The sequence below is a fragment of the Georgenia sp. X1117 genome (assembly GCF_057784635.1).
Window position 1 is genome coordinate 374,324 of the sequence record NZ_CM173492.1, and the last position, 13,439, is coordinate 387,762.

At 74.4% G+C, this 13,439-nt stretch carries 12 protein-coding genes; 7 read left to right on the top strand and 5 right to left on the bottom strand.

The annotated features are described in order from the left end of the window. The first annotated feature begins 24 nt into the window (after positions 1-24). The 4 genes from AC3D3D_RS01670 to AC3D3D_RS01685 all read left to right on the top strand — a co-directional run bounded on the left by AC3D3D_RS01670 (position 25) and on the right by AC3D3D_RS01685 (position 3,425). Entirely contained in the window at positions 25-495 is a 471-nt protein-coding gene (locus tag AC3D3D_RS01670) for a hypothetical protein (protein WP_463662140.1), read from the top strand. A gap of 82 nt (positions 496-577) precedes the next feature. Further along, positions 578-1,618: a YeiH family protein gene (locus AC3D3D_RS01675; protein ID WP_463662141.1), complete on the top strand. Its 1,041-nt coding sequence runs from the start codon at positions 578-580 to the stop codon at positions 1,616-1,618. 113 nt (positions 1,619-1,731) lie between these two features. Continuing rightward, positions 1,732-2,112: a YciI family protein gene (locus tag AC3D3D_RS01680; RefSeq protein WP_463662142.1), complete on the top strand. Its 381-nt coding sequence runs from the start codon at positions 1,732-1,734 to the stop codon at positions 2,110-2,112. Between the two features lie 98 nt (positions 2,113-2,210). Further along, positions 2,211-3,425, top strand: a complete 1,215-nt coding sequence (locus tag AC3D3D_RS01685; RefSeq protein WP_463662143.1) for an RNA polymerase sigma factor — start codon at positions 2,211-2,213, stop codon at positions 3,423-3,425. Positions 3,426-3,449: 24 nt separating this feature from the next. Here the strand turns inward: AC3D3D_RS01685 and AC3D3D_RS01690 are convergent, their stop codons facing one another. Continuing rightward, positions 3,450-3,743, bottom strand: a complete 294-nt coding sequence (locus tag AC3D3D_RS01690) for a DUF2249 domain-containing protein (RefSeq protein WP_463662144.1) — start codon at positions 3,741-3,743, stop codon at positions 3,450-3,452. A gap of 52 nt (positions 3,744-3,795) precedes the next feature. Here AC3D3D_RS01690 and AC3D3D_RS01695 point away from each other — a divergent pair, with 52 nt between their 5' ends. Genes AC3D3D_RS01695 through AC3D3D_RS01705 form a run of 3 tightly spaced genes read left to right on the top strand, consistent with a single transcriptional unit; the run spans position 3,796 to position 8,328 of the window. Beyond that, positions 3,796-4,524: a helix-turn-helix domain-containing protein gene (locus tag AC3D3D_RS01695; RefSeq protein WP_463662145.1), complete on the top strand. Its 729-nt coding sequence runs from the start codon at positions 3,796-3,798 to the stop codon at positions 4,522-4,524. Position 4,525: 1 nt separating this feature from the next. Then, positions 4,526-5,635 carry a hypothetical protein gene (locus tag AC3D3D_RS01700; protein ID WP_463662146.1) on the top strand — a complete coding sequence of 370 codons (1,110 nt, stop codon included), beginning with the start codon at positions 4,526-4,528 and terminating at the stop codon, positions 5,633-5,635. Further along, complete coding sequence (locus AC3D3D_RS01705) at positions 5,632-8,328, top strand: multicopper oxidase domain-containing protein (protein WP_463662147.1); 2,697 nt, start codon at positions 5,632-5,634, stop codon at positions 8,326-8,328. The genes AC3D3D_RS01700 and AC3D3D_RS01705 overlap by 4 nt, the downstream gene beginning before the upstream one ends. Positions 8,329-8,469: 141 nt before the next feature. Here AC3D3D_RS01705 and AC3D3D_RS01710 read toward each other — a convergent pair whose 3' ends face one another. Genes AC3D3D_RS01710 through AC3D3D_RS01725 form a run of 4 tightly spaced genes read right to left on the bottom strand, consistent with a single transcriptional unit; the run spans position 8,470 to position 13,298 of the window. Further along, positions 8,470-9,723 carry a Gfo/Idh/MocA family protein gene (locus AC3D3D_RS01710; RefSeq protein ID WP_463662148.1) on the bottom strand — a complete coding sequence of 418 codons (1,254 nt, stop codon included), beginning with the start codon at positions 9,721-9,723 and terminating at the stop codon, positions 8,470-8,472. 34 nt (positions 9,724-9,757) lie between these two features. After that, entirely contained in the window at positions 9,758-10,753 is a 996-nt protein-coding gene (locus tag AC3D3D_RS01715) for an ABC transporter permease (protein WP_463662149.1), read from the bottom strand. Continuing rightward, entirely contained in the window at positions 10,750-11,775 is a 1,026-nt protein-coding gene (locus AC3D3D_RS01720; protein WP_463662150.1) for an ABC transporter permease, read from the bottom strand. Before AC3D3D_RS01720 ends, AC3D3D_RS01715 begins: the two co-directional genes overlap by 4 nt. Beyond that, a complete protein-coding gene (locus tag AC3D3D_RS01725) occupies positions 11,772-13,298 on the bottom strand; it encodes a sugar ABC transporter ATP-binding protein (RefSeq protein WP_463662151.1) in 1,527 nt (508 codons plus the stop codon). The genes AC3D3D_RS01720 and AC3D3D_RS01725 overlap by 4 nt, the downstream gene beginning before the upstream one ends. Positions 13,299-13,439 lie beyond the last annotated feature (141 nt).

Consider the following 13,439-nt stretch of genomic DNA (forward strand, 5'->3'; position numbering starts at 1 on the left):
CGACGCCTTCCTAGCGTGCGGAGCATGACTTCTCCCGCACCGCACCGCATGCCCGACCGGCAAGGCCCGCACCCGGACCGGCCCCACCTCCTCCTCGTCGTGGGCCTCGGACTGTTCGCCCTTCTCCGTTCGATCACGCGCATCGTCGAGGGACAGCTGGGTCTCGACGCCGGCCCGGTGCTCCCGATCGCCATGACCGCGCTCATCACCGTCGTGTGGGTCGCGGTCGTCGGCCTCGGCAGCGCGCCGCGCCCGTTCGCCACGCTCGTGCTGGCCGGGCTCGTCTACGCCGTGGCCGCGATGCTGCTCAGCGCGGTGCTCTCCCCGATCCTCGACGGCGAGCTCGCCGGGCCCCTCGCGCGACCGCTCGCGATCGTGCCCGTGCTCGCGGTCAACGCCGGATGGGGTGCGATCGCCGGCCTGCTCGCGCTCGCGGCGCCGGTCGGCGCGCGCCGACCGGCGCCGCGGGCGCTGAGGGGCGACCGCGGGAGCTGAGGAGCGCACGCGGCACGCGTCCCCGTCGACACGCGGCGGGACGCTCGAGCGTGCCGGGCGCGGGGCGGCGCATGCTGGGGCGATGGCAGCCACCCGCGCGGACACCGTGCGCGCCCTCGTCCCCGGCGTCGCCCTCGCTCTCGTCGTCGCCGCAGTGGCCACCGTGGTCGGCCGCGCCCTGCCGGTGCTCGGCCCCGCCGTCGCCGGCGTGGTCCTCGGACTCGTGCTCGGCCAGGTGCTCCGTCCCGGCGACCGCACCCGGCCCGGACTGACCTGGACGAGCAAGCGCGTGCTGCAGGCCGCCGTCGTGCTCCTCGGGGCGGGGATGTCCCTCGGCGAGGTGTGGTCGGTGGGCGTGGACACCCTGCCGGTCATGCTCGGCACCCTGGCCGTGTGCTTCCTCGCCGCCGTGCCGCTGGGGCGCCTGCTCGGCGTCGACGGCGAGCTGCGCACCCTCATCACGGTCGGCACCGGCATCTGCGGGGCCTCCGCGATCGCCGCGGTCTCCCCGGTCGTGCGGGCCCGAGGGGCGGCCGTCGCCTACGCCGTCGCCACGATCTTCCTGTTCAACGTCGGCGCGGTCCTGCTCTTCCCCCCGCTCGGGCACCTGCTGGGGATGGACGAGGAGGCCTTCGGCCTGTTCGCCGGGACCGCCGTCAACGACACCTCCTCGGTGGTGGCCGCGGCCAGCGTCTTCGGCGGGGCGGCCCTCGGGCACGCGGTCGTCGTCAAGCTCGCCCGGACCCTGATGATCATCCCGGTCACCGTGACCCTGGCCGTCCGGGAGCAGCGCCGCGCCCTGCGCGCCGCGCGCGGGTCGGGCGAGGCCGGGCCGGGCCGCCTCACCCTCCGGTCGGTCGTCGGGCTGGTCCCGTGGTTCCTCGTCGGGTTCCTCGTCATGGCCGCGCTCACCAGCCTCGGCGCCATCCCGACGGACCTGCGGCCCGGCATCGTCACGGCCTCCACCTTCCTCATCACCGCCGCGCTGGCCTCGATCGGCATGCTCACCGACATCGCGTCCCTCCGGGCGGCCGGCTGGCGGCCCCTGGCCTTCGGCGGCCTGCTGTGGGTCGTCGTCGCCTGCTCGGCCCTGGCGATCATGTGGGTCACCGGCGCGCTGTGACCCGCCGCGGGCAGGCGTCACCGGCCGGATGTCGATCGGGCGGTGCGACGATCGTCATCGAGGTGCAGCCGGCCGTCCGCCCCGGAGGGCCGCACGACGAGAGAGGCGAGACCATGCGATACACCCTGCTCATGCACCACCCGGAGCCCGCCGAGGGCGAGCTCGACGAGGACACCATGGCCGAGGGGATGGCCGCCATGTCCGCCTACGCGTCCACCCTGCACGCTGCGGTCGTCCTGCTCGGGGCCGAGGTCCTGCAGCCCTCGGCGTCGACGACGACGCTGCGCACGGTCGACGGCGTCCTCCAGGTCCAGGACGGCCCCTTCGCCGACACCAAGGAGCAGCTCGCGGGCACGTTCGTCCTCGACGTCGACGACCTCGACGCCGCCATCGGCTGGGCGCGCCAGGCTCCGCAGCTGGCCTGGGGCGGCACCGTCGAGGTGCGTCCGGGTGCCACCCACACCGTCGACGGCGCATGGGTGCCGAACGCCTGAGCGCGCGGGCGTCGGGTCCGCAGCCTGACCCGGCGGCCCGGGAGGCGCGAGAGGCGCCGACGGACCCCGGGGCACCGGCGCTCCGGGAGGCGCGCGCGGTGCTCGAACCCGTCGTCCGCGCCTCCCACGGGCGCCTGCTGTCGGTGCTCGCCGCCGCGACGGGGGACATCGCGCTGGCCGAGGACGTCCTCGGGGACGCCTACGAGCGGGCGCTGCGCACGTGGCCCCGGACGGGAGTGCCCGACAACCCCGCCGCCTGGCTGCTCACCGTGGCGCGCAACCGGCAGCGCGACGTGCTGCGCTCGAGCGCACGCCGCACCGCCGTCCCGCTCGAGTCGGCGGCCGACCCGGCGGACCCCCGTGCCGACGCGCCGGACCCGGACGCCGTCGGGGACCGTCGGCTCGAGCTCATGCTCGTGTGCACCCACCCGGCGATCGACCCCGCCGTCCGCACGCCGCTCATCCTGCAGGCGGCGCTCGGCATCGAGGCCGCCGACGTCGCCGCCGCCTTCGCCGTGCCGGCCGCCACCATGGCGCAACGTCTCGTCCGCGCCAAGCGCCGCATCCGCGACACCCGCATCCCCTTCCGCGTCCCGGGCCGCGAGGAGCTGGCCGAGCGGCTGCCCGCGCTGCTCGAGGCCGTCTACGGCGCGTTCGCGGTGGGGCGCTCGGCGGGCGGCCCGCACGGCGCGGCGCTCGCGCGGGAGGCGCGCGAGCTCGCTCTGCTCCTCGCCGGGCACCTCCCCGAGGAGCCGGAGGTGCTCGGCCTCGCCGCGCTCCTGGCCCTGTCCCTGGCGCGTGGCCTGGCATCGGCGGAGGAGTTCGTGCCCCTCGACGAGCAGGACGCCGGCGCGTGGGACACCGCGCTCGTCGCCGAGGGCGAGGCGCTCCTGCGTCGCGCGCAGCTCGCGTCGACGACGCCGGGCCGTTTCCAGCTCGAGGCGGCGATCCACGCCGTGCACTGCGACCGCGCGCGGACCGGGCGCACCGACCTGCCGGCCCTGCGCACGCTCTATCGCGCGCTCGTGCTGGTCGCGCCCTCCCTGGGTGCCCGGGTGGCCCTGGCGGCGGTGATCGGCCGCACCGACGGCGCCGCCGCCGGGCTCGCGGAGCTCGATGCGATCGCGGCCGGCGGGGGCCGCCGCGGGCCCGACGCCGAACGCTTCGGGCCCTTCCACGCCGTGCGCGCCGCGCTCCTGGCCGAGGGCGGGCACGCCGAGGCGGCCGCACAGGCCTACCGCCGCGCCGCGGAGCTCACCGCCCACGGCCGGTCGCGCGACCACCTCCTGCGCCTGGCAGGGATCGACCCGTGATCGCGCAACGGGACTGCCGCCGCGTCAGCGACGCGTGAACAGCACCGCCCAGGACTCCGGGCCGCGCTCGCGGTAGGTGATCTCGAACGCGCCCGGCGAGCGCTCCTCGAGCTGGTTGATGAGCGGCACCGGGTCGTGGGTGGCACGCAGCACGAGTGCACCCCCCGGCAGCAGCGAGTCCAGCGCGCCCAGCAGCGCGGCATGACGCACCGCGTGCGGGATCGTCTGGACGTCGATCTCCGGCACGGCGTCCTCCCCCGCGCACCCGCACGCGCACGAGCTCCGGGCGGGGACACCGATCTCGACCTGGGACTTCATCTGGGACCTTTCGTCGTGGTGGACTCCCCCAGACTTTACTACGCTTAACCCCGTGGTTAATACCGGTGGTCCCGAGCGCCGCGGCAGGCGAGCGCTGTCCCCCTCCCGCGCCCAGATCCTCGACCTGGTCCGACGCAACCGGCGCGGCGTCACGCTGCCCGCACTGGTCCGCTTCACGGGTCTGCACGAGAACACGGTGCGTGGTCACCTCGAGGCGCTGCTCGCCGACGACCTGCTCGACCGGACACCCGGCGAGCCGAGCGGTCGTGGGCGTCCGCCGTGGGTGTGGGTGCCCCGCAGCGAGGAGCCGGACAGCGGCTACGCGGGGCTCGCCTCGGCCCTGGCCGCGGCGCTGGCGGGGAGCGCAGCTGACGCGCCCCGGCTCGCCCTCGAGGCGGGTCGGTCCTGGGGCCGGGACATCGGTCGGACCGACGACGGCGAGGTGGCCGGCGGCGGTGACCGCGGGGCGGGCGACGGCGAGGTGGCCGGAACCGGTACGACGGACCCCGGCGACCTCGCAGACCCCGACGAGCCGGCCGAGCAGGTCGTCCGGCTCATGCGACGCCTGGACTACGAGCCGGAGCGCGAGCCCGGCTCGCCGGTCATCGCCCTGCGCGCCTGCCCCCTCCTCGACGCCGCGGTGGACCATCCCCAGGTCGTCTGCGCGGTGCACCACGGACTCGTCCGCAGCGCGCTGGAGGCGCAGGGCCACGCGGACGTGACCACCGAGCTCGAGCCCTTCGCGAGCCCGGGCACCTGCCTGCTGCGGGTGGGAGGCTGAGATGCCCGCTCGCCGACCGTCCCCGCGCGGTCTCCTGCTCCTGCCCGGCGGCTTCGCCCTGCTCACCGGGCTGGCCGGCGGGCTCGCCCTGCTCGGCCTGGCCCCCGGCCTGCCCGGCGTGCTGGCCGACCGGCACGGCTGGCTGATGACCCTGGGCTTCCTCGGCACCGTCATCGCCCTCGAACGGGCCGTCGCCCTGGCCCGCCCGTGGGGCTACCTCTCCCCCGCCCTCCTCGGCGCCAGCGGCGTGACCCTCGTCCTCGGGCACGAGGCGGGGCTCGTCCTGCTGGCGGCCGGGGCCTCGGCGCTCGTGGCCGTCTACCTGCCGCTGTGGCGGCGCACCCGCGACGACGCCGTCCTCGTCCAGCTCCTCGGGTCGGTCGCCGCGGCCGGCGCCGCCCTCCTCGGTGCCCGCGGCGTCCCGGTCGGCGACCTTCACCTGTGGCTGGCTACTTTCGTCGTCGCCACCATCGCGGGTGAGCGCCTCGAGCTGGCCCGACTGGCGATGCCCCGCGGCGCCGGCCGGGTGCTGCTCGCGCTCGTCGGCGCCCTGACCGCGGCCCTGCCGGTGGCGCTGCTGTGGCCCGCGGTCGGCTACCCGGTGGCCGGGGCGGCGACGGTCGGGCTCGCCGGGTGGCTCGCCGTGCACGACGTCGCCCGCCGCACGGTCCGCGCCCGGGGGCAGGCCCGGTTCATGGCGGCCTGCATGCTGGCGGCCTTCGTCTGGCTCGCCGTCGCCGGCGCCGTCTGGCTGCTCGGGGAGCCCGGCGGGACCGCCTACGACGCGGTCATCCACGCCGTGTTCGTCGGCTTCGCGCTGAGCATGGTGATGGCGCACGCGAGCGTCATCCTGCCCGCCGTCCTGCGCGTCCGCCTGCCCTACCGGCGCGCGATGTGGGTGCCGGCCTCGCTCCTGCACGCGGGCCTCGTCCTGCGCGTCTGGCTCGGCGACGGACTGGGCATGACCGGCGTCCACCAGGTCGGGGCGATCGTCACCGTCGTCGCCCTGCTGGCCTTCGTCCTCGCCGCCGTCTCCTCCGCCCTGCTCGCCGAGCCCCGCTCCCCCGCCCCCGCCCGCCGGCACGACCCCTCGAAGGTGACCCACCCGTGAGACAGCGTTCCTTCCGCCCCCTGCGCGACCTGCCCGCCCTCGTGTGGCTGGCGCTCCTGGTCCTCGCCGTCCTCGTCCACCCCTGGGTGCCGGCGCCCCGCTGGCTCATGCTCCACCTGCTCTTCCTCGGCGCCCTCACCCACTCGGTGCTCGTGTGGAGCGAGCACTTCGCCTCGGCCCTCCTGCGACGCTCGACGGGCCGCCGCGGCCAGACGGTCCGGCTCGCCCTGAGCAACGGCGGGGCGGCCGCCGTGATCGCCGGGAACCTCACCGACACCTGGCTCCTCGTCCTGGCCGGGGCGGTGGCGGTGGCCACCGCGGTCGTATGGCACGGCGCGGACCTGGCCGTCCGGCTCGTGCGGGCGCTCGGCTCGCGCTTCGCGGTCACCGTCGGCTACTACGTGGCCGCCTCGGCCGCGCTCGCCGTCGGGGCCACGCTCGGCGTGCTGCTCGCCCGGGACCCCGCCGGGGCGCTCTACGACCGGCTGCTCCTGGCGCACGCGCTCGTCAACGTGCTGGGCTGGATCGGCCTGACCCTGCTGGGGACCCTGGTCACGCTGTGGCCCACCGTCCTTGGCACCCGGCTGCTCGACGGCGCGGTGGCCTCGGCGCGCCGCACGCTGGTCGTCCTCGTCGTCGGCCTGGCGCTGACCGTCACAGGCGCGCTGCTGGGCCGCTCCCTCGTCGTGGCGCTCGGACTCGGGCTCTACCTGGCCGGCGCGGTCGTCTCGGTGCGGGCGATGCTCGCCCACGCCCGGGTGCGTCCGCCGCGCGGCTATGCGGGCTGGTCGATCGGCGCCGGCGTGCTGTGGCTGACCGGCTGCCTGGCGGTGCTCCTTCTCGGTGCCGTGCGCGGCGTCCCGGGCGAGCCGGCGGCCGCGGCGGACGCCCTGCGCGCGGTGGCGCCCGTCCTCGCCGCGGGTGTCGGCGCGCAGGTCCTGCTCGGTGCGCTGTCCTACCTGCTCCCCGTCCAGGTCTCCCGCGGGCCCGCCTCCGCCCGCGCGGCGCACGCGGCGATCGACCACCTCGGTGCCTTCCGGGTGTGCGTCGCCAACGTCATGCTCGTCCTCGCCCTGCTGCCGGTGCCGTCCGCGGTGCGGGTGGCCGCCACGGTGCTCTACCTGGCGGTCATGGTCGGCTTCGTCCCGGCCGCCTACCGGTCCGTGCGCGCCGCGCGCCGAGCGACGGCCGCCCCCGCGCCGGGATCGGGGCCCACCCCCGCGCCGGCCGCGGGGTCCACCCCCGCACCGGGCGCCGCGGCGCCCACGACGACGGAGGAGAGCTCGCTGCGCCCCCAGCTCGCGGGCGCCCTGGTGGCGGTGCTCGGCGTCGTCGTCGCCGGTGCGATGATCGACCCCGCCTCGGCCGGGCTGACCGCCGCCCCCGCCGTCGAGGTCGCCGCCAACGGTCGCACGCAGACCGTCGAGGTCGAGGCCGAGGGGATGGCCTACACCCCGGACCGCATCGAGGTCGAGGCCGGCACGCGCCTGGTCCTCGAGGTCCACAACGCCGACGAGGGCCAGGTGCACGACCTCGTGCTGGCCACCGGCGCCGCCACCCCGCGGCTGGCCCCCGGCGAGAGCGCGACCCTCGACGTCGGCGTCGTCGGCACCGACATCGAGGCCTGGTGCTCGATCATCGGCCACCGCCAGCAGGGCATGACCCTCGACATCGTCGTCACCGGCGGGAGCGGGCCCACCGACGTCGCCGCGGAGCAGGGCGACTCCGCGCACGACCCGGCCGCCTCCCACGACGGTTCGTCCCATGGCGACGGGTCCACCGGCGCACCGGACGGGTCCGCGCCCGCCGTCGTCGACCCCTCGGCGGTCCCGCCGGAGGAGTTCGAAGCCGCCGACGCCGCCCTCGACCCGTTGCCTCCCGACGAGGGACCGGTCACGCACCGGGTGACCTGGGCGATCGAGGAGACCGTGATCGAGGTGGCCCCCGGCGTGACGCAGGAGCTGTGGACCTTCGACGGCCAGGCACCCGGGCCCGTGCTGCACGGCCAGGTCGGGGACACGTTCGAGGTGACGATCGTCAACGACGGCACGATGGGGCACTCGATCGACTTCCACGCCTCGCACCTCGCCCCCGACGAGCCCATGCGTACGATCGCGCCCGGCGAGCAGCTGACCTACACCTTCACGGCCCGGCGGTCGGGGATCTGGATGTACCACTGCGGCACCGCGCCGGCCAGCGCGCACATCGCCAACGGGATGGCCGGCGCCGTCGTCATCGAGCCCGAGGGCCTGCCCGAGGTGGACCGGTCCTACGTCATCACCCAGTCCGAGCTCTACCTCGGCCCCGAGGGTGGCCCGGTGGACACCGAGGCCCTAGCGGCGCAGCGACCGTCGGCGATGACCTTCAACGGGTACGTCGACCAGTACCTGCACGACCCGCTCGAGGCCGACGTCGGCGACCGCGTCCGGTTCTGGGTGCTCGACTTTGGGCCGAACCGCCCGACGTCGTTCCACGTCATCGGCGGCCAGTTCGACACCGTGTGGTTCGAGGGTGACTACCTGCTGCGCGACGGCGGGACCACCGGGGACGGCGGGTCGCAGTCGCTCGCGCTGGCCGCCGCCCAGGGCGGGTTCGTCGAGCTCACCTTCCCCGAGGCCGGGCACTACCCCTTCGTCACGCACATCATGGTCGACGCCGAGATGGGCGCGCGCGGGACCGTCGAGGTCGGGTGAGGCGGGGCTCGGACGGGGGCACGGGTGCGCGTGTCGCCACGCGCACCCGTGCTACCGCGCACATCCCCCGGTCAATGAGTGCACGGTGGTGGAGCCCTCGGTCGTCCGGGGACGGACCCGGACGACCGAGGAGTTCATTGGTCAGGCGCGGGGGTTCCAGGTCCCCTTCGCCACGGCCGGGACGAAGTCCTTGACCTCGAACGGGAAGGTCACGGTCTGCCCGGTCTCGGCCGCGTGGTAGGCGGCCATGAGCAGCTCGACGACGTCGAGTCCGTTGCGCAGGTTGACCTGCGGCTGCTCGCCGGCGAGGAAGGCCGAGGCGAAGGCGGCGTTCTCCCCGGTGTACCCGTAGGAGACGGCCTCGTCGGAGACGATGGGCATGAGGCCCTGCTCGGCGTTCTGCTTCTCGACCATGTCCTCGCCCTCGGCCTGCACCAGGGCGCGGGAGAGGAAGATCTGCGACTCGGTCGACAGGGTGTCGGACTTCATCGAGTACTCCGGGCCGAGCAGCTCGAAGGACAGGCGCAGGCCGGCACCGACGAAGCTCCACGAGGTGGTCGCCTCGACGACGACGGGCTCGCCGTCGCCGTTGACGAACTCGTAGACCGCGTGGGCGTAGTCCTCGCTGGGCGAGCGGGTGTAGTCCACGACGCCGGGGTAGGTTTCGCTCAGCTGCTTGGCGTAGGCCGGACGCCCCCACTTGAGCGAGGCGATGGTCGCGGTGACCGAGACCGGACGCAGCCACTCGGCGATGTCCTTCCCCGGGGGCGTGAGCATGTAGCGGCCCGACTCCACCGAGTGGCACATCATGTCGTTGAGGACGCCGCCGCCCTCGTCGGCGCCGTTCCAGAACCAGGTGTTGTGCGGGCCGGAGTGCTCCTCGGCGGCACGGGCGAGGTAGGGGGTGCCGGCAACCTGCGCGCCGCGGGCCCACAGGAGCTCGTGCGCCCGGGTGATGCCCGGGGAGAAGACCTGGTTCTCCAGGTAGCCGTGCAGGAGCCCGGCGCCCTCGACCATCGCCAGGACCTGCTGGGCCTCCTCGATGGTGCGGCCCAGCGGCTTCTCGATGGCGATGCCCTTGAGCTGGGCGCGCCCGCTGGTCACCTCGTCGGTGATGGCCTTGACCACCTCGAGGCGGGAGAAGTTGGGGGTGAGCACCCACACCGCGTCGACCCGCGGGTCGCGGACGAGCTCGACGACGTCGTCGTAGGCGGTGACGTCAGTGCCGACACCGATCTCCTCGGCCTTGGTGGCCAGGGCCTGGGCGGAGGTGAGCCGGCGCGAGGTCACCGCGACGATGTCGGCGTCGCGCACTCCGCGCCAGGAGTCGACGTGGAAGTTGCCGATGAAGCCGGCCCCGACGATGCCGACGCCGAGGGTGGAACGTTGCGCCATGGTGTTGATCTCCTTGTGAGGTCGTGTGTGGTGGTCAGGAACGGAGCCGTCGTTGGCGCCCGAACAGGGTGAGGATCGAGAGCAGGACGAGGCCGGTGATGATGGTCCGCCAGGACTCGGGGATCCGGACCGTGGTGAGGAAGCTGCTGAGGAACTGCAGGACGACGGCACCGACGGCGGTCCCCGCGTACCCGCCGACGCCACCGGCGGCCAGGGTGCCGCCGATGATGACGGCGGCGACCGTGGTCAGCGTGTAGCTGTCGGCGAGGTTGAGCAGGACCGATTCGTTGTAGCCGAGCAGCATGAGCCCGCCGATGACGGCGAAGGCACCCGAGGCGGCGTACGCCCCGATGACAGTCCGCTTGACCGGCACGCCGGACAGGCGCGCGGCCCGCCGGTTGGTGCCCACGGCGTAGAGGTTCCAGCCGTAGGACGTGCGGCGCAGGAGGAGGGTGACGATGATGATGAGCGCGATCCACACGTAGACCACGCCGGGGATGCCGAGGAACCACCGCGTGTTGACCAGGCTGGTCAGCGCCGGGGCGCTGCGGCCGGCGGCCACGCCCTGGGTGTAGGCGAGCGAGAGCCCGCCGGCGACACCCATCATGCCCAGCGTCATGACGAACGGGGGCAGCCGCAGCGCGACGATGCCGATGCCGTTGACCGCCCCGAGCCCGGCGCCGAGGAGCACCGGGACGAGGATGCCGACCAGGAGGTTCCCGTTGTCCCCGTCCATGAGACGGGCGCCGACGATCGCGCCGAACGTGGCGACCGCGCCGACGGACAGGTCGATGCCGGTGTTGCCGGAGAGGATGACGATGGTCTGGCCGATCGCCATGATGCCCAGGAAGCTGGCCACGCGCAGCATGGAGACGATCTGGCCGTAGCTCGCGAATCCGGGCGAGACGATCTGGCCGACGATGAGGATCGCGATCGCGGCCAGGGCGGCGATGACGATCGGCTGCCGGACGACGGTCAGCAGGCGCGCGCGCAGGTCGTCGCCGGCGCTCAGGTCCGTTGCCGAGCTCATGCGGACTCCCTCCGGTTGGTCAGGACGGACAGGGCGAAGGCGGCGATGATGACCAGTCCGCTGATGAGGGGGCGCCAGAAGGTGGGTACCCCGAGCGGGCCGAGCACGTTGTCGATGACGGTGAGGATGACGGCGCCGGCCACGGCGCCGATCGCGCTCCCCCGACCGCCGGACAGGGCGATCCCGCCGAGGACCACCGCGGCGATCGAGTCGAGCACGAAGGCCTCGCCGATGAACGGGTCGCCGGAGCCGGAGTTGGCCAGGATGGCCAGCGAGGCGGCGCCGACGAAGGCGCCGGCGAGCGTGTAGGTCGAGGCGCGCGCCCGCACCACCGGGACGAGCGAGGTGTAGGCCGCCTGCTCGCTGCCGCCGACGGCCCGGATGTGCCGCAGGAGCTGGGTGCGGTTGAGCACCAGCCAGGCCGCCATGCCGGCGAGCACGACGAGGGCGGCGATCGGGAGGCCGAGGACGACGTCGCGGTAGGCGCTCACCATCTCCCCCGGGACCTGGCCACCGGGGGCCGGGCGGACCACCAGTGCGGCACCGGCGAACACGGAGCTCGTGGCGAAGGTGGCGATGAGCGGCTGGAGCCGCACCACGGCGATGACGAACCCGTTGAACAGGCCGCAGGCCGCACCGGTGAGGATGCCGGTGAGCACGCCGAGCAGGATCTTGGAGTCGTCGCCGTCCATCACGTGCAGCGCGACGACGCTGGACAGGGCGAGGTTCGATCCCACCGACAGGTCGAGGCCGCCGCCGATGACGACGATCGCCTGCCCGATGGCCACGAGCACCAGCGGCGCGAAGGTCGCGAAGTTGCTGGTGATCGAGTAGGAGGTGAAGAAGTTGGGCTGCACCCACGCGTTGACGGCGATGACGGCCACCAGCAGGCCGAGGGTGACCCAGGCCGACAGGGAGAACGTCAGCCTGCGCTGCCAGCCGCCGTCGCGCAGCAGGTCGCCGGTGCCCCTCGACCCCCGCGGTGTCTCCGCGGTGGTGTCCCGGGTGGTGGACTCCGTCATGCCGGCATCGCCTCCTCGTCATCGTCGACCAGCAGGGCGCTCGCGACGAGCGCGCTGTGGGTGATCTCGTCGCCCTCGAGCTCGTTGACCACGGCGCCCTCGAACAGGACGAGCACGCGGTCGGCGAGCTCCTCGAGCTCGGTGTCATCGCTGGAGTTGAGGATGACGGCGACGCCGTCGGCGGTCAGCTCGCGGATGATCGTGTAGATCTCGGCCTTGGCGCCGACGTCGACGCCCTTGGTCGGGTCGTCCAGCAGGACGACACGGGGCCGGGCGGGCAGCCACTTGCCGATGACGACCTTCTGCTGGTTGCCGCCGGACAGGCTGCTCACCGGGTGGTCGAGCGAGCCGATCTTGATGCTCATCGAGCGCACCTGGTCGCGGGCCACGGCGCGTTCCTTGCGCATGGAGATCGCGCCGAGCACCGTGCGGCTGGGGAGCGAGACGGTCGAGATGTTCTCCTGGATGGAGCGCTTGTCGTACAGGCCGTCGGCGCCGCGGTCGCCGGGGACCAGGGCGACCCCGGCGCGGATGCCGGCGCGCGGGGTGCGCAGGTGCCGGCGGCGTCCGCCGATCGTCACCGTCCCGGCGGTGGCCGGGTTGGCGCCGAACAGCGACAGGAGGAGCTCGGACTGGCCCTGCCCCTGCAGGCCGCCCAGGCCGAGCACCTCGCCGGGCCGCACGGCCAGGGAGATCCGGTCCACGCCGGGAGCCACCAGGTCGGTCGTCTCGACCACCGGCGCCTCGCCGTCCTGCCGGTTGGTCTCCGCGGCGCTACCCACGCGGGACGCAAGCTCGTCGCCGACCATGAGGCGCACGAGCTCCTTGTCGGTGGTCTCGGCCAGCTCGACGGTGGCGATGTTGAGGCCGTTGCGCAGGACGGTGGCGCGCTGGCACAAGGCCATCACCTCCTCCATCCGGTGGGAGACGAACACGACGCCGACGCCGTCGGCGGTCAGCTCGCGCACCACGGAGAACAGCAGCTCGACCTGGTCGCGGTGCTGGGAGGCGGTGGCCTCGTCCAGGACGAGGAAGCGGGGGTCGCGCAGCCAGGCCTTGCCGAGCTCGACGATCTGGCTCTGACCGGGGCTCAGGCGGGAGGCGCGGGTGTCGGGCCGGATCTTCGGACCCAGGCCCGGGGCCAGGCGCTCGAGGACCTCGTCGATGCGCCGGCGCTGACGCCGGGGCGCGAGGAAGCCGGCGCTCGTGGCCTCGGTGCCGAGCACGAGGTTCTCCGCGACGGTGAGGTGCGGGACGAGCGAGAGGTGCTGGTACACGGAGGCGATGCCGTGCCGCTGGGCGTCCAGCGGGCGGTCGATGCTCACCTCGGTGCCGTCGATGCGGATGCGTGCCTGGTCGGGCCGGACCGCCCCGGACAGGACCTTGTTGAGGGTCGACTTACCCGATCCGTTGGGACCGAGGAGCCCGTGGACCTCGCCGGAACGCAGCTCGAGGGATGCGTCCTTCAGGGCCTGGACCCCGCCGTATCTCTTGCTGACCTGGTCGATCTCGAGGGTGGTCACGTGGGCACCTCCTTGTGGGCGGACGTGGTGGACGGATGTGGTGGTGCGGGTGGTGCGTGGGCCGGCCCCGCCGGGCACGACGAGGCCACGGCGGGATCGGGGACCCGGGTCACGGGCCCGCCGGGACCGGCCGGCAAGGAG

Coding starts and splice junctions, on each gene's coding strand:
- AC3D3D_RS01675 (WP_463662141.1), top strand. CDS start 578: ATGGCAGCCACCCGCGCGGACACCGTGCGCGCCCTCGTCCCCGGCGTC.
- AC3D3D_RS01680 (WP_463662142.1), top strand. CDS start 1,732: ATGCGATACACCCTGCTCATGCACCACCCGGAGCCCGCCGAGGGCGAG.
- AC3D3D_RS01670 (WP_463662140.1), top strand. CDS start 25: ATGACTTCTCCCGCACCGCACCGCATGCCCGACCGGCAAGGCCCGCAC.
- AC3D3D_RS01700 (WP_463662146.1), top strand. CDS start 4,526: ATGCCCGCTCGCCGACCGTCCCCGCGCGGTCTCCTGCTCCTGCCCGGC.
- AC3D3D_RS01720 (WP_463662150.1), bottom strand. CDS start 11,775: ATGACGGAGTCCACCACCCGGGACACCACCGCGGAGACACCGCGGGGG.
- AC3D3D_RS01690 (WP_463662144.1), bottom strand. CDS start 3,743: ATGAAGTCCCAGGTCGAGATCGGTGTCCCCGCCCGGAGCTCGTGCGCG.
- AC3D3D_RS01715 (WP_463662149.1), bottom strand. CDS start 10,753: ATGAGCTCGGCAACGGACCTGAGCGCCGGCGACGACCTGCGCGCGCGC.
- AC3D3D_RS01710 (WP_463662148.1), bottom strand. CDS start 9,723: ATGGCGCAACGTTCCACCCTCGGCGTCGGCATCGTCGGGGCCGGCTTC.